Origin of the sequence: Faecalicatena orotica (assembly GCF_905197545.1) — a bacterium.
In the GTDB taxonomy this organism is placed as follows: Bacteria; Bacillota; Clostridia; order Lachnospirales; family Lachnospiraceae; genus Faecalicatena_A; species Faecalicatena_A orotica.
The window spans coordinates 1-23,310 of sequence record NZ_CAJJZH010000020.1; the positions used below are offsets into that span (position 1 = coordinate 1).

At 43.6% G+C, this 23,310-nt stretch carries 19 protein-coding genes; 16 read left to right on the forward strand and 3 right to left on the reverse strand.

The annotated features are described in order from the left end of the window. Nucleotides 1-297: 297 nt before the first annotated feature. The 11 genes from ABIN22_RS22755 (at nucleotide 298) to ABIN22_RS22805 (ending at nucleotide 14,456) form a co-directional block, all read left to right on the forward strand. Nucleotides 298-684: a GrdX family protein gene (locus tag ABIN22_RS22755; RefSeq protein WP_346911474.1), complete on the forward strand. Its 387-nt coding sequence runs from the start codon at nucleotides 298-300 to the stop codon at nucleotides 682-684. Nucleotides 685-752: 68 nt separating this feature from the next. After that, nucleotides 753-1,397: a TetR/AcrR family transcriptional regulator gene (locus ABIN22_RS22760; RefSeq protein ID WP_509909733.1), complete on the forward strand. Its 645-nt coding sequence runs from the start codon at nucleotides 753-755 to the stop codon at nucleotides 1,395-1,397. 353 nt (nucleotides 1,398-1,750) lie between these two features. Then, on the forward strand, nucleotides 1,751-3,037 hold the full coding sequence (gene grdG, locus ABIN22_RS22765) for a sarcosine reductase complex component B subunit alpha (RefSeq protein WP_109734004.1): 1,287 nt from the start codon (nucleotides 1,751-1,753) through the stop codon (nucleotides 3,035-3,037). 23 nt (nucleotides 3,038-3,060) lie between these two features. Beyond that, nucleotides 3,061-4,371 (forward strand): sarcosine reductase complex component B subunit beta, encoded by a 1,311-nt coding sequence (gene grdF / locus ABIN22_RS22770; RefSeq protein WP_346911476.1) that lies wholly within the window; start codon nucleotides 3,061-3,063, stop codon nucleotides 4,369-4,371. Between the two features lie 36 nt (nucleotides 4,372-4,407). Then, nucleotides 4,408-5,547 carry a YkvI family membrane protein gene (locus ABIN22_RS22775; protein WP_118622898.1) on the forward strand — a complete coding sequence of 380 codons (1,140 nt, stop codon included), beginning with the start codon at nucleotides 4,408-4,410 and terminating at the stop codon, nucleotides 5,545-5,547. 268 nt (nucleotides 5,548-5,815) lie between these two features. Then, complete coding sequence (locus tag ABIN22_RS22780; protein WP_181368880.1) at nucleotides 5,816-7,084, forward strand: ABC transporter substrate-binding protein; 1,269 nt, start codon at nucleotides 5,816-5,818, stop codon at nucleotides 7,082-7,084. A gap of 106 nt (nucleotides 7,085-7,190) precedes the next feature. Then, nucleotides 7,191-8,096, forward strand: a complete 906-nt coding sequence (locus tag ABIN22_RS22785) for a carbohydrate ABC transporter permease (protein ID WP_346911478.1) — start codon at nucleotides 7,191-7,193, stop codon at nucleotides 8,094-8,096. 2 nt (nucleotides 8,097-8,098) lie between these two features. Beyond that, complete coding sequence (locus ABIN22_RS22790) at nucleotides 8,099-8,947, forward strand: carbohydrate ABC transporter permease (protein WP_118622894.1); 849 nt, start codon at nucleotides 8,099-8,101, stop codon at nucleotides 8,945-8,947. Between the two features lie 26 nt (nucleotides 8,948-8,973). Beyond that, nucleotides 8,974-11,259: a beta-L-arabinofuranosidase domain-containing protein gene (locus ABIN22_RS22795; protein WP_346911481.1), complete on the forward strand. Its 2,286-nt coding sequence runs from the start codon at nucleotides 8,974-8,976 to the stop codon at nucleotides 11,257-11,259. Nucleotides 11,260-11,278: 19 nt separating this feature from the next. Further along, nucleotides 11,279-12,346, forward strand: coding sequence for a substrate-binding domain-containing protein (locus ABIN22_RS22800; RefSeq protein ID WP_346911483.1), 1,068 nt, complete (start codon nucleotides 11,279-11,281; stop codon nucleotides 12,344-12,346). 70 nt (nucleotides 12,347-12,416) lie between these two features. Then, nucleotides 12,417-14,456, forward strand: coding sequence for a glycoside hydrolase family 31 protein (locus tag ABIN22_RS22805; RefSeq protein ID WP_346911485.1), 2,040 nt, complete (start codon nucleotides 12,417-12,419; stop codon nucleotides 14,454-14,456). A 60-nt stretch (nucleotides 14,457-14,516) separates the two neighbouring features. Here the strand turns inward: ABIN22_RS22805 and ABIN22_RS22810 are convergent, their stop codons facing one another. Both ABIN22_RS22810 and ABIN22_RS22815 read right to left on the reverse strand, forming a co-directional pair. Further along, nucleotides 14,517-15,248, reverse strand: a complete 732-nt coding sequence (locus tag ABIN22_RS22810) for a hypothetical protein (RefSeq protein WP_146203330.1) — start codon at nucleotides 15,246-15,248, stop codon at nucleotides 14,517-14,519. After that, the gene (locus tag ABIN22_RS22815; protein ID WP_346911487.1) at nucleotides 15,229-16,047 is read right to left on the reverse strand and encodes an ATP-binding cassette domain-containing protein; all 819 of its coding nucleotides are present in this window, start codon (nucleotides 16,045-16,047) and stop codon (nucleotides 15,229-15,231) included. Before ABIN22_RS22815 ends, ABIN22_RS22810 begins: the two co-directional genes overlap by 20 nt. 201 nt (nucleotides 16,048-16,248) lie before the next feature. On the opposite strand from ABIN22_RS22815, the gene ABIN22_RS22820 reads away from it, so the two are divergent. Both ABIN22_RS22820 and ABIN22_RS22825 read left to right on the forward strand, forming a co-directional pair. Next, the gene (locus ABIN22_RS22820; protein ID WP_346911489.1) at nucleotides 16,249-16,989 is read left to right on the forward strand and encodes a peptidylprolyl isomerase; all 741 of its coding nucleotides are present in this window, start codon (nucleotides 16,249-16,251) and stop codon (nucleotides 16,987-16,989) included. 252 nt (nucleotides 16,990-17,241) lie between these two features. Next, nucleotides 17,242-18,531, forward strand: coding sequence for a class II aldolase/adducin family protein (locus ABIN22_RS22825; protein ID WP_346911491.1), 1,290 nt, complete (start codon nucleotides 17,242-17,244; stop codon nucleotides 18,529-18,531). Here the strand turns inward: ABIN22_RS22825 and ABIN22_RS22830 are convergent. Next, nucleotides 18,519-18,797: a GNAT family N-acetyltransferase gene (locus ABIN22_RS22830; RefSeq protein WP_346911493.1), complete on the reverse strand. Its 279-nt coding sequence runs from the start codon at nucleotides 18,795-18,797 to the stop codon at nucleotides 18,519-18,521. The genes ABIN22_RS22825 and ABIN22_RS22830 overlap by 13 nt on opposite strands. A 216-nt stretch (nucleotides 18,798-19,013) precedes the next feature. Between ABIN22_RS22830 and ABIN22_RS22835 the strand changes: the two genes are divergently transcribed. The 3 genes from ABIN22_RS22835 to ABIN22_RS22845 all read left to right on the forward strand — a co-directional run bounded on the left by ABIN22_RS22835 (nucleotide 19,014) and on the right by ABIN22_RS22845 (nucleotide 22,810). Further along, nucleotides 19,014-19,901, forward strand: coding sequence for a fructose bisphosphate aldolase (locus ABIN22_RS22835; protein ID WP_346911495.1), 888 nt, complete (start codon nucleotides 19,014-19,016; stop codon nucleotides 19,899-19,901). Nucleotides 19,902-20,045: 144 nt separating this feature from the next. Then, nucleotides 20,046-21,404, forward strand: a complete 1,359-nt coding sequence (locus ABIN22_RS22840; protein ID WP_118622886.1) for an FAD-dependent oxidoreductase — start codon at nucleotides 20,046-20,048, stop codon at nucleotides 21,402-21,404. Between the two features lie 77 nt (nucleotides 21,405-21,481). Beyond that, nucleotides 21,482-22,810, forward strand: a complete 1,329-nt coding sequence (locus ABIN22_RS22845; RefSeq protein ID WP_346911497.1) for a redoxin domain-containing protein — start codon at nucleotides 21,482-21,484, stop codon at nucleotides 22,808-22,810. The last annotated feature ends 500 nt before the right edge of the window (nucleotides 22,811-23,310 follow it).

A 23,310-nucleotide genomic window follows, 5' to 3' on the forward strand; every position in this document is an offset into this window, starting at 1 on the left:
AAGGTATATATACAGACGGAATGAGGGAGACGGTACCAATTAGGTATCGTTTTTTTATGTTTGAATCTTTTTTAAATTTAGAATATTCTGAAAACGGAGGGCAAAAGGGTCTGACCCCTTTTCAACCGATATTTTCCTTGCAAATTTTAAACTGCCAACCTATAATAGACATGTTGGGAAAGCGGGGCAGCAAGTCAATCAGATTACTGCCCTTTTCTTTTGCATAGCTTATATTGACGATATTATAGGAAAATGTTTCTAAAAATTTTTACCCCATATGAATAAGGAGGATATACCATGTTTGATTTAAATAAATGTATTCTTGTCACGAATAACGGCAGGGCAGCTAGTCAGTATGAAAGCAGCTTTGGTGAGATTTATCTACTTACTACCTATGAGGAGGTCTTAATAAAGACCCGGGACCTTATTTATTCACACCACAAATTACTGACCCATCCGCAGGCGTCCAGCTTAAAACCAAATCAGACGCCTTACCGGAGTATATTGCTTTACAGTGAAGGAAACAGGGACAATATGGACGATATACAGTTGATTGAGGAAGCAATTGGAGCATTCAAAAAATGGAGTGCAGTCAAAAGGCTTCCCAAATATGATGAGAAAATTCTTTATGACTATCAGACAATTGATTTGTCGATGATTGAGAATGTCATCCCGAAATTATAAATGAGAGGAAACAGATGTTCATGGAAGAAACAGAGGTAAAAAAGCCAGGTTCACCCTATTTTAAATGTTTGAGCCGAAAAGATTATGTAATAAAAGCCAATGAAATTATAGGGAAAGAAGGGGTGGAGGCTATTAGCATACGTCGAATAGCAGCTGAGCTTGGATGTTCTTCAGCCAGTATGTACCGGTATTTTAAGAATTTGGACGAGCTGCTTTTTTATGCCCAGTTAGATGCTCTGACCGACTATATTCTTGATCTTTCAAAGAGAGAAAAGGAGTGGAAGGATATATGGGATATGCATTTTGGAATCTGGCGTTCATATGCATTGGAAGCTTTTAAAAATCCGAAGGCCTTTGAAATTATATTTTACCGCAATATAGACAAAGATTTGGAGGAGGCCCTCAAGGAATATTATGAGATGTTTCCTGAGGCTATTGTATTGGTAAGTCCATTTCTGAAAGAAATGCTGGAGATACCAGGATACTATGAGAGAGATTATCACGTCTGCCAAATGCTTGTAAAGAAAGGTAAGATTACAGCGGAAAATGCGAAAAAGCTGAACCATATGATTTGTACACTTTTCTTAGGATATTTTAAATTTATTCAGGAAAAAGGAATCAGGGATGACGAGATATTGGACATGACAGAGCAGTTTATCGGGGAGTGCAGGGAAATAGCCTCCCTGTATGCAATAGATTTTACATCATGGTAAAACTAGACAAAAATAGTATGACAAAAGTGTAACAATTTCACAAAAATAGCATTTATTAGATAGTTTGTATAGAAATTAACAATAGGTTTATTGATAATCGCGATAACATATGGTATATTGTAACCATAAGTTATCGCGATTACTTTTTAAAAGTATCATTTTTGCACAAACGCGTAGCTTTACAGTTAACCAGGATGCCGTCCGAGTGCTTCAGAGCAGTCATCTCTTTCAGAAAAGTTTTATTTCAGGCCGTGGGGATCGGTTAAACATGGAATGAATTATTAAATACGCTTTGGGGGTTAGAGAACTGCGGCATAATGGAGGGCAAATATTAAGAAGTGGAGGTACTTTTTATGAAGCTTGAATTGGGAAAGATCTTTATCAGAGACATCCGGTTCGATGACAAGACTCATGTAAAGGACGGCGTTCTTTATGTGAACAGGGAAGAGGTGGAAAAACTTGTCCTTGCAGATGATAAGCTCGCAGGCTGTCAGGTGGATATTGCGCGCCCGGGAGAGTCGGTAAGAATTACGCCGGTCAAGGATGTCATTGAACCAAGGGTTAAGGTAAGCGGCGGGGAGATATTCCCCGGAGTGATTGGGAAAGTCAGTCCTTCAGTGGGGGGAGGAGTGACCCATGCGCTGGAGGGATGCTGCGTGGTTACTGCAGGAAAGATTGTAGCTTTTCAGGAGGGCGTAATCGACATGAGTGGACCGGCCGCGGATTACTGTCCGTTTTCCAAGACATATAATTTGTGCGTAGTAGTGGAGCCGGCCGACGGATTAGAAACGCATGTATATGAGAAGGCGGCACGGCTGGCCGGACTGAAGGTTGCTGCGTATTTGGGAGAAGCGGGCAGAGATGTAGAGCCGGATGAAATCCAGATATTTGAGACGAAGCCAATCTTCGAGCAGGCAGCGATGTATCCGGACCTTCCGAAGGTAGGTTATGTTCATATGCTGCAGTCTCAGGGACTTCTGCATGATACATATTATTATGGCGTGGATGCAAAGCAGTTTATTCCAACCTATATGTATCCTACGGAAATTATGGACGGCGCGATTGTTTCTGGAAACTGTGTGGCACCTTGTGATAAGGTTACGACATATCACCATCTGCATAATCCGGTCATTGAGGACTGCTATAAACACCATGGCAAAGATATCAACTTTATGGGCGTTATCCTGACGAATGAGAATGTATTTCTTGCAGATAAAGAACGCCATTCCGATATGGTGGCTAAGCTCTGCAGTTTTATGGGGCTGGATGGCGTGCTGATTACAGAGGAAGGTTATGGAAACCCGGACACAGACCTCATGATGAACTGCAGGAAGGTAGAGAATGCAGGAACGAAGGTGGTACTGATAACAGATGAGTTCCCGGGCAAGGACGGAAAGTCACAGTCGCTGGCGGATACATGTAAGGAAGCTGATGCATTGGCATCCTGTGGACAGGGAAATGCGACTTTGAAATTCCCGGCAATGGATAAGGTAATCGGTACACAGGAGTTTATCGAAATGCAGATCGGAGGCTGGGATGGCTGCAAGAATGAAGACGGCAGTTTCGAGGCAGAGCTTCAGATCATCATCGCATCAACGATTGCCAACGGCTTTAATAAGCTGGCAGCAAGAGGCTATTAATCTTAGGTAAAGGAGATAGGAATATGGCTCAATATAAAATTGTTCATTATATTAATCAGTTCTTTGCCGGAATAGGCGGAGAGGAGAAAGCTGACCATATGCCCGAAGTCCGCGAGGGCGCAATAGGGCCGGGCGTGGGGATCGTGGCCGCTCTTGGAAGTGAATTTGAAATAGCAGCTACCGTGATCTGCGGGGATAACTATTTTGGGGAGAATTTAGAGACAGCTACTGATACCATTATAGATATGGTGAAAGAATACGCCCCAGATGTGTTTATAGCAGGGCCTGCATTCAATGCCGGACGTTATGGCGTGGCATGCGGAACAATCTGTAAAGCGGTTGAGGAGCGCCTGCAGATTCCAGTGATTACAGGAATGTATGAAGAGAATCCCGGCGTGGATATGTTCCGCAAGGATCTCATTATTGTAAATACACCAAATTCAGCGGCCGGTATGAGGAAGGTGATCCCGGTAATGACAGGGCTGATTAAAAAAATGGCTCTGGGCGAAGAGATTATGGGACCATCTGAAGAAGGCTACATTGAAAGAGGTATCCGTGTGAATTATTTTGCAGAGAAGAGAGGCTCTGAGCGTGCACTTGAGATGTTGGTGAAAAAGCTCAAGGGCGAGTCTTTTGAGACGGACCTTCCGATGCCTACTTTTGACAGAGTAGAGCCGGCTGCGCCGATTCAGGATATAAAAAAAGCTAAGATTGCGGTGGTTACTTCAGGAGGAATCGTTCCGACAGGCAATCCGGATCACATTGAATCCTCCAATGCTACAAAATGGGGTAAATATGACATTACCGGAATGGACCGCTTGTCACCGGACGATTTTACTTCTATTCATGGCGGGTATGACCGGCAGTTTGCCATTGCAAATCCGAATAACGTAGTTCCGCTGGACGCATTGCGGGAATTGGAGAAGGAAGGCGAGTTCGGAGAACTTGTGAATTACTTCTGTTCGACGACAGGCACGGGGACTGCAACCGCTTCGGCCGCTAAGTTCGGCAGCGAGATTGGACAGATGTTCATTGATGAGCATGTTGACGGAGTAATTCTCGTCTCCACGTGAGGCACCTGTACTCGTTGCGGTGCAACGATGGTGAAAGGAATTGAGAAATATGGCATTCCTGTAGTCCATATGGCAACTGTAGTCCCAATCTCGCTGACAATCGGGGCTAATCGTATCATACCCGGCGTAGGTATCCCTTATCCTTTGGGTGACCCGCCGCAGGGTGAAAAGGACAGCTATAAAATTCGCCTGTCTATGGTGAAGAGGGCACTGAAGGTGCTCCAGACTCCGGTGGACGGACAGACTGTATTTGAAAAATAAAGGCATCTTAAATCGAACCCAAAATAGGAGACGCTTATGAAAGATAAAAGTAAGGCAAATTGGGGAAGGGTTGTGATCTTGGCAGGTGCAATCATCGCATTTACCATTGGATCTGGTTTTGCTACAGGGCAGGAAATTATTCAATATTTTACCGCATATGGATTGAAGGGGATATTGACGGTCCTGCTGTTTGCAGTCTGCTTCATTTACTACAATTATAATTTTGCGAAAGCTGGGGCAGAGGAGCATTTTGAAAGAGGAAATGACGTTTACAAATTTTACTGCGGAAAATATGTAGGAAGCTTCATGGACTATTATTCTACCTTATTCTGCTATATGTCCTTCTTTGTTATGGTGGGCGGGGCCGCATCTACGCTGCGTCAGCAATATGGGCTTCCCAACTGGCTTGGGGGAGTAATACTGGCAGGATTGTCAATCCTTACCGTAGTAGGGGGGCTGAATTCTCTTGTTGATAAGATCGGAATTGTAGGTCCTGCTATTGTAATCCTGTGCATCTCCATCGGACTTATTACACTGTTTCGGGATTCGGGCAATGTAAGTGCAGGTTTGGAAGTGATCAGGACAGGTGCATTTGCTCAGGCGGGCGAAGAGACAATCAAGAATGCGGGGGCTAACTGGGTAATCTCCGGATTATCCTATGCAGGCTTTGTGCTTCTTTGGTTCGCCAGCTTCACAGCGGCATTAGGCGCAAGAAATAAGAAGAAGGATATCGAATATGGGATCTATGGCGGTACAATCGCTGTCTGTGTAGCCATCGTACTTGTAATGCTTGCACAGATTGCTAATATCAACACAGCAGGCCTGGCTAATGAGGGGACCTTTGTGTGGAATGCGGATATACCCAACCTGATACTGGCCGGAAGGATATGGAAACCACTGGCATCAGTCTTTGCTGTGGTCGTATTCGCCGGAATTTATACATCAGCAGTTCCCCTTCTCTATAATCCTTGTGCGAGGTTTGCAAAGGAAGGAACATCAAAGTTCAAAATTCTCACGGTTATACTCGGCGTTGTGGGACTGCTCGTTGGACTGTATCTCCCATTCCGTGTATTGGTGAATGTGATTTATGTGCTGAACGGATATGTAGGAGCAGTACTTATTCTTTTTATGTTGTGGAAGAATATAAAGGACGTGTTTCTCAAGAAAAAAAGATAAAATATTCTGAAAACGGAGTGCAAAGGGGTCTGACCCCTTTGCATTTTTGTCTCGTTTTATAAGTAAAGTGCACAAAAATGAAAGCAGATTATTGTGAATTTGTCTGAAAATTTGTCTGAAAATGAAATAGTGGTTGACGAATAAATAACTGATGTTATAATAAAATCATAGTTTACTTAACACGTGTAAACTAATTTTTTATCCCGGGTGGTTAACACGTGTTAACTAACGTATCAGGTGGTTAAACTTAAAAATGGAGGAAAACATTATGAAAAAGAGAAGTTTGTGGAAACGCATTTCTGCCTGTGGCCTTGTGGCTGCAATGTGTGTATCTTTATTGGCCGGCTGCGGCGGTTCTTCTGATACGAAGAAGGAAGCGAAAAAGACGAAGGATGGTAAGACTGAGTTAGTTATGTGGACTTTTATGAGTAAAGAGAATTCTTATGGAAAGGCTTTCTATGATGCAGTAGATGCTTTTTCGGATGGATCAGAGGAATATACAGTGAAGATTGAGCAGATTCCGTTTTCACAGCTGGTGAGCAAGATTACGGTTGCTGCGCAGAGTAAGAGTCTACCGGATATTATCCAGGTAGATGGGTGTGATCACGCTTCTTTCTCTGCTATGGGGATTTTTGCAGATCTGACAGAGAAAGTAGATTCCGAGATGAGTGATCTCGAGTTTTATTCAGGTCCGCTGGAGTCATGTAAGTATGAGGATAAATTATACGGACTTCCCCTGAATGCGAATAACCTGGTACTCGTTTATAATGTAGACATGTTAAAGGCAGCCGGGCTCGAGAACCCGCCTTCTACATGGGATGAGCTGAAGGAATATGCAAAGACACTGACGACTGACGGTACATATGGGTTCGCAATCAACGCAATTGATGATGAAGGTTCTACTTACTCCTTTATGCCGTTCTTATATGAGACAGGCGCTGACTGGAATACCCTCGACAAAGGTGCTGCAAAGGCTCTCGGCCTGTATCAGGATCTGGCAGCTGACGGCTCTATGAGTAAGGAAGCGTTTGGCTGGGGACAGAACGACGCTTACGGACAGTTTGTTGCAAAACGTGCTGCAATGTACATTGACGGAAACTGGAGACTGCCTGAATTAGAGAAAGACGCCGATTTTGAATATGCATTTGCCCCAATACCGGCTTATGAAGGAACAAGTGCTACATGTATCGGCGGAGAGAACCTTGCTATTGTAAATAACGATAATTTTGAGGGTTCCTGGGACTGTGTAAAGAGTCTTTTCACAGAAGAGACTATGAATGATTACTGTAAGAAATCCGGTATGATCCCGACTGTAAAGACATTTGCTATGGCTGATGAATACTTCACAGACGATCCGGTTATGAAAGTATTTGTAGAGAATATGGAAGTTGCCAAGACAAGGGGACCATCTCCGATCTGGCCACAGATCTCACAGGTACTTCGTGACATGATCCAGCAGGTGGGCACTGGTGTAAGCGCCGATGATGCTGCTGCGGATGGAATCAAAGCCATGCAGGAATATGTGGATAAGCAGTAAAACTGTGCTTTAATATAAAGGAAAGAAATGGCTGAAAGCAGTCACATAATATTTATAGACAGGTGCATCCCAATTGGACGCACCTGTTTTAAAAAGGCGGTGCTTTATGAAAGGAACAAAAAGAAAACACAAGAGATTATCAAATGAAACAGTCGGATATCTGTATGTTCTGCCGGCAGTCGTATTTATTGTTGCATTTGTCGTTTACCCGATTGCATACAACATCCTGATCAGTATGCAGAAATATGACATATCCACATTCCAGAACGGTGTCAGAGAGTTTATCGGGCTTACAAATTATAAAGCAATTTTTTCTGACCAGCTGTTTATCAAATCAGTCAGTAATACATTTGTCTTTACGATTGTCTGTATCATATTCCAGCTGGGCCTCGGATTTCTGCTGGCGCTCTTTTTCCATAAGAAGTTTCCGGGGGCGAATGTGACAAGCGGGCTGACTCTGATAGCCTGGGTAATGCCGATGCTTGTAATCGGTATCATTTGGAAATGGCTGTGGGCAAGCGATTCCGGGGCCATTAATTATTTTCTTTCGGCACTGCACCTGATAAAGGAACCTATCCCGTGGCTGAGTGATCCGAAATATGCGATGATAGCAGTAACAGCTACGAATATATGGGTGGGGATCCCGTTTAATATGCTCCTTGTCATTACCGGAATGACAACAATATCCGACGATGTGTACGAGGCTGCCACGATTGACGGGGCATCTAAGTTCCAGAGCCTCAGATTCATTACACTTCCGCTGCTGAAGCCGACAATGGTCAGCGCGGTTACGATAGGGTTTATCTATACGTTTAAGGCATATGACCTGATCGTGGGAATGACTCAGGGCGGGCCAAATCATGCGACAGAGATGATTTCCACGCTGATCTATCAGGAGAATTTTACCACCTTTGACTTTGGAAAAGGCAGTGCTATGGCCAATATTTATTTCCTGATTATTTTTGTGGTGGCGATCTTCTACTCTAAACTGGTAATGAAAGAGGAGGCCTAGATATGAGCAAATATCAGACAAAGCAAGTTAAAAAATACGGCTGTACTGTGATAGCTGTCCTGTTTACACTGGTTTATCTGTTTCCTCTTTACTGGATGGTGATCACCTCCTTTAAGACAAAGGAAGAGATATTCAGTGCAGTGCCGACCTTCTGGCCGTCCCATTTCTCTTTTGATGCTTATATCACGCAGTTTACAGTGCACGATGGGATTTCAATGTTCTCATATCTGAAAAACAGTATGATTATAGCAGTCGGTGCAACCCTGATTTCTACAGTGCTTGCAACATTTGCCGCATATGGGCTTGCAAGATATGCAATGAAAAGAAAACAACTGCTGATTCTCATCCTGACGGTGACACAGATGCTGCCTATGGTCATGTTTCTTGCACCGATGCTTCAGACATTTAATAAGTTAGGGATCACAGGATCATATGCTTCAGTTATCCTGTTTGACGCATTGTTTTCCATACCAATGTCTATTATCATACTTCGCCCGTATTTCACTTCCGTCCCGAAGGAACTTGAGGAGGCTGCGATTGTGGATGGATGTAACCGGTTCAACTGTTTCTACAAAGTGATCCTGCCCAATGCCTATCCGGGAATATTTGCCTGTGCATCCTTTGCATTTATGGCAGCATGGGGGGACCTGATGGCTTCCATGACATTCCTGACAGACGGAGATAAGCTTCCGATGACGGTTATGATGTACAAATCTATGGGACGCTATGGGGTAAACTGGAATAGTCTGATGGCTACGGCTACGATGGTAATCATACCGATTATCGTTTTATTCCTGATTATGCGTAAATCACTTGTATCAGGACTAACGAGTGGGTCTGTAAAAGGCTAAATTGAGAAAACTTGGGGGAAAGATTGATGACGAAAACAGCAGAAATGATAATCGAGGAGGATATCAAAAAGGTTTATCTGGGAAACCTTAATACCGTAGAGTTTGATCTGAATCTGCCGGAAAAAGGAGAGAATGGATCGATAATCACCTGGGAATCCGACAATGAGCTCTTCTTAAGGCCCGACGGAAGTGTAACAAGGCCATATAATGGAATTGGAGACAGAAAAGTGAATCTTCATGCTGTATTTGAATATGACGGAGTAGTCAGGGAAAAGACATATGCGGTACATATTTTGGAGGAACCGAAAAAGGCTGCCATTGTGAAGGCGCTGCCTTTGAAAAGGAGTGTAAAAAAAGGTGTATTGGCCTCTTTACCGGGGGCAGTGGTTCTCCTTGCGGATAACGGACATTTTTTTTCGAGGCATGTCACATGGGAGGGAGGAAACGAACAAAAATTTGACTGCTGTGGACTCTTTAGGCTGAACGGCTGTGTGAAGGATGAGGATGTGACTGCAGTACTGGATGTCGAAGTGAAGGAAGTATGTGAAGAAGAAAAGAAAGACACTACCCCGCTTGTGCGGCCGCTGGATTCAGGGGAAACAACTCTTTTAGAAAACAGCGTGTTTTACAGGGCAATGAAAATAGCGGTAGTTTATTTCAAGAGTATTAATGACGACCAGATGCTGTATAATTTCCGGAAAGCAGCGGGGATAGATACGTTCGGCGCTGCTGAAATGGACGGATGGGATTCACAGGAATGTCTCCTGAGGGGACATACAACTGGCCATTATATATCAGCACTTTCCCTATGCTTCCGTGAAACAAAGGACCGGAAGATATACGAAAAACTCTGTTATATGGTACAGGAACTTGCAAAGTGCCAGGAAGTATTCTCAAATAAAGAAGGTTTTCATGATGGTTATCTGGGCGGCTATTCGGAAGAACAGTTCGACCTTCTGGAGCAGGGAGAGCGTTATCCGAAGATATGGGCGCCATATTATACACTGCATAAATTACTGGCAGGCATGCTGGATGCCTATTGTTTCGCGGAGATCCAGAAAGCACTGGAGGTGGCCGAAAAAGCCGGAATGTGGGTATATAACCGGTTAAGCCGCCTGACGAAGACAGAATGCGAGAAGATGTGGGATACCTATATTGCAGGTGAATACGGTGGCATGAATGAATCCTTTGCCAGACTGTATGAACTGACAAAGAGGACAGAATATCTTGAGACTGCCCGGATGTTTGATAATGACAGACTATTTGTACCCATGCAGGAAAAGTATGATGTACTGGAAGGGATGCATGCGAACCAGCATATTCCACAGATTGTCGGATGTATGGAGATGTTTTATGCCACGGAAGAGAAGCATTATTATGATGTCGCAGAATTTTTCTGGGAGTCTGTGACAAAATATCATATTTTTGCAAACGGGGGCGCGGGAGATAATGAGATGTTTTTTGAGCCGGACGGCGCACACAGCCATATGACCAGAGAGACATCAGAGTTCTGTGTATCTTATAATCTGCTGAAGCTGACGAAGGAGTTATTTAAGTACTGTCCCGATGTACGTTATATGGATTATTATGAACGAACCATGTTTAACCACATAGCAGCGGGAGGAGACAAGGAACCGACAGGGGAGACCACATACTTTTACCCCCTGGCACCCGGTTCAGAGAAGGACCCGAAATTCGTGAATTCCTGCTGTCATGGCACCGGAATGGAGAGCCAGATGAAATATACGGAATCAATCTATTTTTATACAGAAGATACCTTGTATATTAATCTGTTTTTAAATTCTAAGACATGGTGGGAAGAGAAGGATTTAAAGGTGATCCAGTGTGTGGAGAAAAACCCGGGAGGCATACACCTTCATTTTTCGGGAAGCGGGGAATGCTGCCTGAAGATACGGCGCCCTTACTGGTGTCGGGGGGAATATAGTGTGCAGATAAATAATAGAAACGCTATTGCAAAATGTGGTTCGGACGGATATATTAATATTCAGAGGACGAGGGAAACGGAGGATATTAGGATTGATTTTTCACCAGAACTCCGCATCGAAATGATGAAAGACAGTCATGATACAGCAGTGCTCGCTTATGGACCGTACATATTGGCTGCGCTATCCGAAAAAGAGACATTTCTGGAATTTGATTTAAAAGGGATGGGGCCGGAAATGGGGCTGAGTGCGGAACTGCTGGACGAGGAGAGGCTTGTTTTCAGGACAGGAAAAGAAGAGGGCCTTATCTGGATGCCGCTTTCGCAGATCGGGAAAGAGAAACACCACGTCTACTGGAAAATGAAATAGAGTAAAGCAGGGATAATACATGGCGAATAATGGTAAGAAAAGAATGACACTGAATCAGCTGGCAAAAGAACTTCAGGTTTCGAGAACAACGCTGTACAACATTTTGCATGAAAAAGGGGCTTATTCGGAGGAAACGAAGAAGAGAGTATACAAAGCGCTGGAGATTTATAACTTCCGGATGAATAACCATGCCCGTAATCTGGCTATGAACCAGGAGTATAAAATTGCATTCGTGGGGTTCTATTCGACACGTTTCGGATATTTCTTTGATGAGATCCAGGCAGGGATAGAGCGTGCCGTGGAGGCATACGAAGATGACGGCCTTCATATCATTACAAGATATTCAGACCGTGAGGATCCGGGGCAGCAGGTTAAGGATTTGGTGGAGCTGGAAGAAAAGGGAATAGAGAATTATATCATTTTTTGTTACCACTATGAAAGTGTTTCCCCCCAGATTGAACATCTGATCAATACGGGTAAGAACGTCATCCTTTTTTCGAGACGTATTCCGGGACTTCATCCATTCTGTAGTGTTGGATGTAATGATTATTTAAGCGGAAAGCTGATGATGGAGCTTCTGGAAAAGTTTGCACGATCAGGGGACCGTGTCCAGCTGCTTATCAGTGAACATAATCACAGGGATAAACTGGTTGTCGGAGAGAGGCTGAAAGGCTTTTATGATGCACTTAAGAATAGCCGGAAGAACTTCGAACTGTTGGAACCAGCCTGGACTTCACCGGTTCCTGAAGTGGAAAAGAATGAGATACGAAATGTATTAGAGGAGAGAAAACCAGATGTAATTCTGGATTTTGTCTGCAATCTTCAGGAGGCAGCAGAATGTGTGAAGGAGAATGGAAAAGGGGATACGGTTCTTCTCGGTTATGATATTTATCCGGAAGTGGTGCCGTATATTAAGGATTCTACGATAGATGCAGTGATATATCAGGACCTGCCGTCCCAGAGTTTTAAAGCTGTAGAGCTGATGTTCGAATATATCTGCTATAGAAAAAAGGCAGGGGAGGAGGACTATTACCTGCCGCTAAACGTCGTATTTGCAACGAATTGTGAGTATTTTGAAAATCTGTAATATGATGCCGGAATCAAAAGATTATGTAGATAAATAATTCAGATACGGAAGTTCGCAGAGAGGAGGACTTATGAAATGCCGTGTAGAAAAAGGCCGGATTGAATGGTCATGGCGTGGAGAGCATGTGTGTATGGAAGCCTGTGCAGACGAATGCATCAGGGTCAGGGCTTCCTTTAAAAGCCCTGTCGACGAGGAACTAAACTATAATCTGGAACCGGAGAAGGATGTGTTTTCCAGAATCTTTCTGGAGCCCCAGAATCAGACGGCCGGACAGGACCAGATGGTTAAAACCGAACAAGAGGTGGACCGTGCTATTCTGGAATGTGGAAGGATGCAGGCAGTTGCAAATGCATTTGGGCAGATTACCTTCTATTATGACGGGAAGCAGATTCTGAAGGAAGAATGGATTGACGAAACCTGTGATATGCCTCCATACCAGAAGGCAAGGGATTTTCAGGGGGCAGGCGGGAAAAGCAGCAGGATCCGGGCTTATTTTCATGCAAATTCCACAGAGCATCTGTATGGGATGGGGCAGGAGAACAGGGACTGTCTGGACTTAAAAGGATGTACGGTGGACCTGTGCCAGAAAAATACAAAATGTACGATCCCATTTTACATTTCTACACTGGGTTATGGATTCCTTTGGAATAACCCGGCGATCGGAAGGGCTGAATTTGCCAGAAACCGGTTCTTATGGGAGGCACAGATGGCACGCCAGCTGGATTATGTCGTGGTCGGAGGGGGAAGTCCATGCAGAATCATGGAACATTATACGGCTCTAACAGGACGCTGTCCAAAGTATCCTGATTGGATGTTTGGCTTATGGCAGTGTAAACTGAGATACCAGAGTCAGGAAGAAGTACTGGAGATTGCCAGAGAATATAAAAAGAGGCAGATTCCCCTATCTGTGCTTGTAGTGGATTATTTTCACTGGCCGTTCCAGGGGGACTGGAGATTTGACGAGAGATATTTTCCGGAACCGCAGAAGATGCAGGAAGAACTTGAGAAGGACGGGATTCATCTGATGGTGTCGGTCTGGCCGACGGTGGATACGAGGAGTGAAAATTACCGGCAGCTTCAGGAGGAAGGATGCCTAATCACGGCAGAGCACGGGCCGGATGTATTCTTTATGTGCAGGGGAGCCGAGACTTATCTGGATATGACATATCCCCGGGCGGGGGAGCTTCTGTTTTGGGAGCTGAGAGAAAATTATATAAGCAGTGGGATCACCTCCTTCTGGCTGGATGAGGCAGAACCGGAAATATACCCCTATGCATATGAGAATATGCGCCTTGCAAAAGGAAATGGCCTGGAAGTTTCCTGTTATTATCCATATGCTTACAATGAGGGGATAGAAAGCCGGCTATTGGAACAGGGGATCTGGACTGAGGAGGCAGACAGTGAATCAGACGGGACAATTCTGGTGAGAAGCGGCTGGATCGGCTCGCAGCGGTTCCGCTCGGTTATCTGGTCGGGGGATGTGCCGTCTACATTTGAAAGCTTCAGAAGGCAGCTGATGGCAGGGCTTCACATGTCTATGTGTGGAATTGTGCTCTGGACAACTGACATCGGCGGTTTTTATGGAGGCGATGCCGAGGACGAAGAATTCCGGGAACTGATGGTACGCTGGTTCCAGTTCGGGGTATTCTGTCCGATATTGAGAATGCACGGCTACAGGAAACCCTATGAGCTATCGGGCGGAATGGATGACATGTCAGGTCAATGCAACAGCGGCGGGGGAAATGAGTTGTGGAGCTTTGGAGAAGATGTGTATGGGATCATGCTTGATTACCTTTCTGTCAGAGAGCAGCTGATCCCATATATAAAAGAACAGCTGCAGGTGGCCCGTGAGACAGGGACACCGCTGATGCGCCCACTTGTATATGACTTCCCGGAGGATGAAAAAGTGTATGATCTGGGGGATGAGTATATGTTTGGGGATCAGATACTGGCTGCCCCTGTCATGGAATACGGCGCGCGGAGCAGGAAAGTATATTTGCCCGGGGATGGGATCTGGATCAATGGGATTACAGGTGAGAAGATACCTGGGAATACAGAAATAACAGCAGAGGCGCCGTTGGAAAAGATGCCGGTGTTTTATCGGGGATAAATTTGAGAATATTCAGAAAATGGAGTGCAAAGGGGTCTGACCCCTTTGCACTATATTTTTCTAGAATTTATTTCTGCGGCATAAGAATGTCTTTATGCTGAACAGAATACATCCGTAAATGATCATATGTATCGTGAACAGGATGGTTTGTCTGAGTTGGAAATACTCTGCATTCCCGTACCATCCGGCGGCATTCATGACTGGAGGAAAAAGCCATGAGATGAATTTGAAAAAGACAGCCTTTTCAGCAAGCGCAGTTTTGACAAGGGTCAGTATTGTAATGAACACGGTCAATAGGATGGCAAGCCGGCGGTCTTTCATGACCCTCGGATGAAAAAGGCTGCCGAGGGAAGCCCCTACACAGATGCATCCGCTTTGGAGCAGAAATGCATTGAAACAGTCGAAAAATGTGAGGTTTCTTGTGAACATGTCACTCCCATTCAGCAGATTCTGAATCACAGGAAAAACGATACATAATATATTTGCTATAAGCCCAATTATCAAAATATAAATACACTTACTAATATAATAGGACATTTCATTTTTAACGCGTAGGAGGAGCAGCTGTTCTGCAGTCGGATCTTCGCCGGATACAGCGGTCAGCCCGATCCATACGGTCAGCAGAAACAGGAACACTCCCGTGATTAGGAAGCTGCTGACGATGGACAGTGGTTTTATTGAGTACATTGTATATAAAAAGATTGCAGTAACAATCAGCGGCATGACAAATCTGCTTCCTTTGAAATAAAGCTGCAGCTGATATTTTACCAGATTATTTAATTTCCTCATCATACATCCCCTTCAGTGTCCAGCCATTTTGTAAAAGTTCCAGCAGTATCCGGTCCTTATTATCTTCATTTACGAGGAGCCTGTAACCGTTTCCGTATTTTGTCATGCCTTCTTTTATAGAATAAGGGGGCATGGATGGAAGCGGGCTGTGTTCCAGAATTAAAGTATAGAGTTTTTCCCTTTTCGGCTGATACAGGATCAGATGCCCGTCCTTGATTGTATATACCTGCTCGGAAACTGCTTCTACAAGTCGCTGCTCGTGACATGACATAAGAACAGTTACACCCTGTGCGCACAGCGCATTTACTTTACTGATAAATACCTTCTGGGATGCTGTATCCTGCCCTGAAAGCGGCTCGTCCAGCAGGAGGACATCAGGTTTCTTTAAAAATGCCTGTATAACGGATATTTTCTGAAGTGTCCCTTTTGACAGGGATTTCATAGAGATATCCAGTAATTCGGAGAGGAAGAAATCATTTCCGAGTTTTTCTATCCGGCGTACAGTCTCGCCCTTCTTCAGGCCGTCCAGTTCCCCCATTCTGGTCAGATAAGTTCTGCCAGTCATCGGAAGCGGCAGGAATTTTTCGGGAACATAATGGAACAAAAGAGGACGGTTGTAAACGACCTCACCGGAAGAGGGGGCCACAATGCCGGCGACAAGCTTTAAAAGAGTGCTCTTTCCACAGCCATTATGTCCCATAAAGGCAATCGACTGCCCCTGATGAAACGTGTGGCTGACAGAGTGAATAATTGTTTTACTGTTATATATCTTTGTCAGATTTGTTAGCGTTATAATTTCCAAAAGACGAATTCCTTTCTTTAATAAAAGCTTATGTTTAAGGATACATGATATTTTGAATACTATCAATAAAAAATAAAAAATGTAAGATTAAAATAGTAAGAAAATGTTAGATACCGGTAAGTGAAACAACAGATATTTCTTGCAACTTTTTGAAAAGCAACCTATAATAAACATACTATGATAAAAAAGGAGAACATACATATGAGTCAGGAAGTTTTAGCAGTAGTTGCAGGGGAAGCAGTTACACAGGAGGAATTTGATGCATTCCTGCACACTGTACCGAGAGACCGTCAGGCTTACATTTCCAATCCGCAGTTCAGACAACAATGTCTTGAGCAGCTGATTGCATTACGTTCATTTGCTGCAATGGGAAAGGATATGAAGCTGGATGAGACAGAAGAATTTGAAAAGATTCTGGTAAATGCAAAGAGAGATATCCTTGCACAGATGGCAATGGCAGAAGTCATGAAAGATATCGATGTTACAGATGAGGAGGCAAAGACTTATTACGAAGCAAATCCGCAGCAGTTTTCAAGAAGTGCCACCATCAGTGCCAAACATATTTTAACGGAGACAGAAGAGAAAAGTAGTTCTATTCTGGAATCCATTACGAATGGAGAAAAGACATTTGAGGATGCGGCAAAAGAATTTTCAACATGTCCTTCAGGAGCAAAAGGTGGAGATTTGGGAGAGTTCAGCCAGGGCCAGATGGTAAAGGAGTTTGAGGATGCAGCATTTGCAGCAGAGATCGGACATGTAGTAGGACCGGTACAGACTCAGTTCGGATATCATCTGATCAAGGTAGAGGGCAAAAAAGAAGCATCTAATATGCCATTTGAAGATGTGCTTGATAATATCAAGATGACACTTCTCCAACAGAAGCAGAATGCAGCTTACACAGAGAAGGCAAAAGAATTAAGAGCAAAATATGTACAGGAATAAAGCCCGGATAAGAGTACATATATCATGTGGATTTTTAATTTAAGAATATTCTGAAAACGGAGCGCAAAGGGGTCTGACCCCTTTGCGCTCCGTTGTTGTAATTAGATACACAATAGCCTGAAAAAACTTAAAAATAAAAAACAAATAAAAACCACATAAAATCATTGACAAAACCACATAAAACAACTATTATATAAATGTAATCAAACAAAAAACCAATATTAGAGCACCGCAAAGGAGGCACAGAAACATATGAATATAAATTTACTCCACCCTGCAGATCAGCTTGTCATGATGATGAACCGTATTTATCATTATGGTATGACAACTACATCAGGCGGGAATCTTTCAATATTAGATGATAATGGTGATGTGTGGATCACACCGGGAAGTGTTGACAAAGGAAACCTGACACGCAGTGATATGGTTTGTATTAAAAAGGATGGTACGATTATCGGAAACCACAAGCCGTCCAGCGAATACCCGTTTCACCTCCAGATTTATAAGACAAGGAATGATATTAAGTCTGTACTTCATGCTCATCCACCGGCACTGGTAGCGTTCAGCATTGTGAGAAAGATTCCGAACACGTTGCTGAGCCCGAACTCATTTGTCGGATGTGGGAAGATTGCAATGGCAGAATACGGCCTGCCGGGCAGCCAGGATCTGGGAGATAAGATTGCAAAAGAATTTGCAAAAGGGTGTGATATTGCAGTATTGGAGAATCACGGAGTTGTAGTCGGGAGCGACAGCTTGTTCCACGCATTTAAGGCATTTGAGAATTTGGACTTCTGCGCACGGCTTCAGATTAATGCGGCTATTATCGGTACACCGGAGTATTTGAAGGAAGAGGAAATCCAGCTGAAGTATACAAAGAATCATTTGAATATGGACGAATATGTACGCAATATAATTACAAGTGCCGAGAAAGCGGCCCGCAGGGATATGTGCAGCATTATTCACCGTGCGTATGACCAGGGCCTTGTAAATTCGACCCAGGGTTCCTTTTCGGTGAGACTGGATGAAGAGCGGTTTCTGATTTCACCATATAATGTGGATAGAAAGTATGTAGATGTAGAAGATATTGTCTGCATCAAGAGAGATATGAAAGAGGCCGGAAAGATACCGAGCCGGTCCATCAAGATTCACGACGAAATCTATAAGCAGCACCCGGAGATTAACTCTGTCATCATAGCACATCCCCCATATATTATGGCCTATGCAGTGACAGAAGAAGAACTGGATTCCAAGTCAATCCCCGAGAGCTATATACTGATGCGGGATATCCCGAAGGCCGGATATTCAGAATTCTATCAGGACCCGGAAAAGTCAGCCCGGATATTTGACGAGAGTACGCCTATCGTTATGGTAAAGAATGACTGTATTGCTGTAACAGGTGACAGCCTGCTCAATGCGTTTGACAGACTGGAAGTTGCAGAGTACAGTGCAAAGGCACTCGTATTCTCAAAAAATCTTGGGGAGATGGTACCTATCAGCGAAGGGCAGATTGAAGAAATAAAGGAAGCCTTTCATTTGAAATAGATAAGGTCGTCATACTCAGGATGCTTTTCAAACCATTTTATGGCATAGGAACATGTCAGCACTGCCTTTTTGCCGTTTTCCTTAAGTTCCTTTACGAGTTCTTCCATTAGTTTGCCGGCGACTCCCTGTCCCCGCAGGGCGTCGTCAACAAAGGTGTGGTTGACATTTACGGTGTTCTCATCAATATCCGGAAATGTTACTTCTGCGACTACAAGATAATCCGGTGTGTATACTGCGATCTGATTGTTGTTGTGTATGAATTCCAAAATACTGCCTCCTTAAATGTTTGAATGTTGTTATATGATTATATTTCTGAATCCATAGTAGCCGACTTGGAAGAATATTTCAAGTTTATAAATAGAAACAAAAATATAATTATCAGAAATATACAATTTTTAGTGAGAATTGTGAGAAAAAGTGCTACAATGAAGAAAAGTAAACGTGTTTCAGATGGGGGCTTCGGCAGATAGGAGGTATGTTGAATGAACGAAGTACAGCTGAAAAGGATGCGTGAAGGAAATGGATTTATTGCGGCGCTTGACCAGAGCGGAGGGAGTACACCAAAAGCTTTAAGATTATATGGAATTGACGAGTCGCAGTATCACAATGATGATGAGATGTTCGAATTAGTACATAAGATGCGGACAAGAATTATTACAAGCAAAGCCTTTACATCTGAACACATACTTGCAGCCATTTTATTTGAAAATACAATGGACAGAAAGATGGAAGAAAAGTATACAGCGGATTATCTTCTGGAGGAAAAGGGGATTTTACCGATTTTGAAAGTTGATAAGGGTTTGGCACCTGAGGAGGAGGGGGTACAGATCATGAAACCGATTCCGGATCTTGACCACCTTCTGGACCGGGCGAATGAACGGCATATCTTCGGGACGAAGATGCGTTCCGTGATTAAACTGGCAAATGAGGAAGGGATCCGCGAGGTTGTTGACCAACAGTTTGGTCTTGGCATGCAGATAGCCAAAAAGGGACTTGTTCCTATTCTGGAGCCGGAAGTGGATATCCATAGCCCGGAGAAGGAGAAGGCGGAGAAGATTCTGAAGCGGGAGCTGCTCCGGCATCTGGATAAAGTACCGGGTGATGTGCGTCTGATGTTCAAACTTACACTTCCTACGAAGAACGGATATTATTCAGAACTTCTGGAGGATCTAAAGGTAGTGAGAGTAGTTGCCCTTTCAGGAGGATATACAAGGGCAGAAGCAAATGCACTGCTTTCCAGAAATCCAGGAGTCGTGGCGAGTTTTTCAAGGGCCCTGACGCAGGGACTGGGCTGCAGCCAGACGCAGGAAGAATTTGACAACATGCTTGCGGAGTCGATCCGGGAGATATATGATGCTTCAATGGCTTAATAGAAAATGATTTTAACAGCCTGATCAGAAAAAAATCTGATTAGGCTGTTTTTTATAGAAAAACTATTGACAATCTTAACTGTATCTGATATTGTTACAGTATAAACTGAAACAATAAAAAATACAGATATACAGGAGGCGGCTATGAACACGAAATATAATGATGTTGTGATTGGTTTTGGAAAAGGCGGAAAGACAATTGCGGGAGCACTTGGAAGTTCAGGCAGAAAGGTGGCCCTGATTGAAAAATCGGATAAAATGTACGGCGGCACATGCATCAATGTCGGATGTATTCCGACAAAATCCCTGGTACACAGTGCGAAGAAGGCCGTATCCGGATGTGTAAGCGATAAGGCGGCCTATAAAGAGGCAATCGCCAGAAAGACAAGACTTGTTGAAACTTTAAGAGGTAAAAATTATCAGAAGCTGGATATGAACCCAAATGTCACTGTAATTAACGGAACGGCAGGTTTCCTTTCCACCAATGAAGTGGAAGTAACGACTGCAGAAGGCACATTGACTGTCGAGGCTGAAAGATTTTTCATCAACACAGGTTCATCCCCTTTTATTCCTCCGATTAAGGGGATCGATGGGAACCCATATGTATATATCAGCGAAACATTGCTGGATCTGGATGTGCTGCCTGAAAGATTGGTTATTATAGGCGGAGGATATATCGGAGTTGAATTTTCTTCCATATATGCTGACTTTGGAGTAAAAGTGACGATATTGCAGGACGGTCCTGTATTTTTGCCGAGGGAAGATGCAGAGATTGCAGAAGCTGTAAGAAAGAATCTGGAAAAAAGAGGTGTTCAGGTCCTGACTGAAGTGAAGGTACAAGAGCTTACTGAAAATAAGGGATATGCAGAAGTTATAATAGAAACAAAAGAAGGTATGAAAATACTGCCAGCCGATGCCGTTCTTGTGGCAACAGGGCGCAGGCCGAATACAAAAGGGCTGAATCTGGAAGCTGCAGGGGTTCAGGTGAATGAAAGGGGCGGTATTATAACAGATAATTCAAGAATGACAACCGCACCAAACATTTTTGCAATGGGGGATGTTGTGGGAGGACTGCAGTTCACATATATTTCTCTTGATGATTACAGGATCGTGGCATCAAAAGTCCTTGGTGATGGAAGTTATACCCTTGACAAGAGAGGGGCAGTGCCATACAGTGTATTTCTCAATCCTCCTTTCTCAAGAGTAGGAATGAGCGAAAAAGAAGCCGTGGCAGCAGGCTTCCATGTGAAAATAGCAAAGCTTCCGGCGGCAGCAATTCCAAAGGCACAGGTTCTGGAACAGCCGGAAGGCCTTCTGAAAGCCGTAATTGATGCTGATACAGGGAAAATACTCGGGGCTCACCTTTTCTGTGAGGAATCACATGAAATGATCAATCTGGTAAAGCTTGCAATGGATGCAGGCATTGAGTATACTATGCTGAAGAACATGATTTTTACCCATCCAACAATGGGAGAGGCGCTGAATGATCTGTTCAATATATAATCAAAATAATTTTCGGCATCATTAGGTCCCGGATATTATGCTGCTAAACAAACTACTAAAAACAGGGAGAATATGATATGGGATTTTCATTAGATATAAGCGTACCGGTACTTACGGTATTTGTCCAAGGGTTACTCAGTTTCTTTTCGCCATGCGTACTGCCGCTGATACCTCTTTACATAGGATATCTTTCAGGCGGAACAAGAACCGTGGGAGAAGACGGGAAAGTATACTTCAGCCGTAAAAAGGTAATGATAAACACATTATTTTTTGTGATCGGTGTCAGCTTTACGTTTTTCCTTTTGGGATTCGGGGCATCCGTGCTCGGTAATTTTTTCAAGGGAAGCCAGACGATGTTTGCCAGAGTGGGTGGAATCCTGATTATATTATTTGGGCTGTACCAACTGGGGGTTTTTGGCAAGTCAAAAGCATTGAGCCAGGAGCACAGACTGCCATTTAATCTGAATACACTGGCAATGTCTCCGTGGACTGCACTGGTTATGGGATTTACATTCAGTTTTGCATGGACCCCGTGTGTCGGTCCGGCCCTCTCAAGCGTCCTGCTGATGTCAGCATCGGCAAGTACAAAGGTGTGGGGATTTGTATTGATCGGAGTATATACACTGGGATTTGTACTTCCTTTCTTAGCGGTAGGAATCTTCAGTACAACACTTTTAGATTTATTCAAGAAGCATGGAAACGCTGTGAAATATACGGTAAAGGTCGGTGGTGTGCTCATGATTTTAATGGGAGCCATGATGTTTACAGGAAAAATGAATGCAGTCACAGGTTACCTTTCTGATGTCCAGTCAGCACAGCAGGAGAGCAATGAAGGAAAGAAAGATGCGGCGAAAGCAGAAGAAAAGTCTGATCAGGAATCAAAAGAACAGCCAGAAGAAAAAACTGATAAAAATACTGCAGATACGAAAGACAAAGGCAATCAGTCAGAGAATCCCAGTCTTGCAGATGCGATTGACTTCGAGTTGAAAGACCAGTATGGAAATGTGCATACATTGGCCGACTACAAAGGAAAGACAATCTTCCTGAACTTCTGGGCAACCTGGTGTCCGCCGTGCCGCGCAGAGATGCCTGATATTCAAAAGCTGTATGAATCCTACCAGCAGGAAGAAGATCCTGAGGTCATCATACTCGGGGTTGCGGGTCCTAATTATGGTCAGGAAAAATCTGAAGAGGAAGTAAAGCAATTTCTGGACGACAATGGATACACCTACCCGGTACTAATGGATGAAGGTGGAGACCTGTTTGATAAATACGGAATACATTCATTTCCGACAACCTTCATGATCACAAAAGAAGGAAAGGTGTTCGGATACGTGAGCGGGCAGCTCAGCGAAGAAATAATGAAAAATATCATAGCCCAGACAATCTCGGGGAAACGAAATTAAATCATTGGGGTGCAAAGGGGTCAGACCCTTTTGCACTCCATTTTCAGAATATTCTTAAATTAGGGATAACGGCTATAATTGGAAGAATATGGTTTTTGAATTGATGCTATTATACATAGTGGTGTTTATTTATCATCTATATCTTAAAAGAAAAATATAAAATTTCAGTAGAACGTTGAAACATTCCGGTCAGTGCGCCTTTACTGTCGAAAAACATGTAGACGGCTGGAGGCCCACAATAATCCAGAGTCCCAAATTATGTTACGACATTTGCCGTAAATTGGAATTTATTGTTGACAAGCATAGAATGGTGTGGTAATCTGGGTAAGCTGTCGCTTTGAAATATAGTATTGCATCAGCAAAAACTTTATAAATTCATTTTGAAATAATAAAATGAAAAAAGTTATTGACAGACCAAGAGTGATGTGATAATATATTAGAGCTGTCGCTTGAGGGACTGGTAAAAACCGGAACCGATGACGAAAAAGAAAATGAAAAAA

Coding starts and splice junctions, on each gene's coding strand:
- ABIN22_RS22755 (WP_346911474.1), top strand. CDS start 298: ATGTTTGATTTAAATAAATGTATTCTTGTCACGAATAACGGCAGGGCA.
- grdG (WP_109734004.1), top strand. CDS start 1,751: ATGAAGCTTGAATTGGGAAAGATCTTTATCAGAGACATCCGGTTCGAT.
- ABIN22_RS22775 (WP_118622898.1), top strand. CDS start 4,408: ATGAAAGATAAAAGTAAGGCAAATTGGGGAAGGGTTGTGATCTTGGCA.
- ABIN22_RS22780 (WP_181368880.1), top strand. CDS start 5,816: ATGAAAAAGAGAAGTTTGTGGAAACGCATTTCTGCCTGTGGCCTTGTG.
- ABIN22_RS22785 (WP_346911478.1), top strand. CDS start 7,191: ATGAAAGGAACAAAAAGAAAACACAAGAGATTATCAAATGAAACAGTC.
- ABIN22_RS22790 (WP_118622894.1), top strand. CDS start 8,099: ATGAGCAAATATCAGACAAAGCAAGTTAAAAAATACGGCTGTACTGTG.
- ABIN22_RS22795 (WP_346911481.1), top strand. CDS start 8,974: ATGACGAAAACAGCAGAAATGATAATCGAGGAGGATATCAAAAAGGTT.
- ABIN22_RS22800 (WP_346911483.1), top strand. CDS start 11,279: ATGGCGAATAATGGTAAGAAAAGAATGACACTGAATCAGCTGGCAAAA.
- ABIN22_RS22805 (WP_346911485.1), top strand. CDS start 12,417: ATGAAATGCCGTGTAGAAAAAGGCCGGATTGAATGGTCATGGCGTGGA.
- ABIN22_RS22810 (WP_146203330.1), bottom strand. CDS start 15,248: ATGATGAGGAAATTAAATAATCTGGTAAAATATCAGCTGCAGCTTTAT.
- ABIN22_RS22820 (WP_346911489.1), top strand. CDS start 16,249: ATGAGTCAGGAAGTTTTAGCAGTAGTTGCAGGGGAAGCAGTTACACAG.
- ABIN22_RS22825 (WP_346911491.1), top strand. CDS start 17,242: ATGAATATAAATTTACTCCACCCTGCAGATCAGCTTGTCATGATGATG.
- ABIN22_RS22835 (WP_346911495.1), top strand. CDS start 19,014: ATGAACGAAGTACAGCTGAAAAGGATGCGTGAAGGAAATGGATTTATT.
- ABIN22_RS22840 (WP_118622886.1), top strand. CDS start 20,046: ATGAACACGAAATATAATGATGTTGTGATTGGTTTTGGAAAAGGCGGA.
- ABIN22_RS22845 (WP_346911497.1), top strand. CDS start 21,482: ATGGGATTTTCATTAGATATAAGCGTACCGGTACTTACGGTATTTGTC.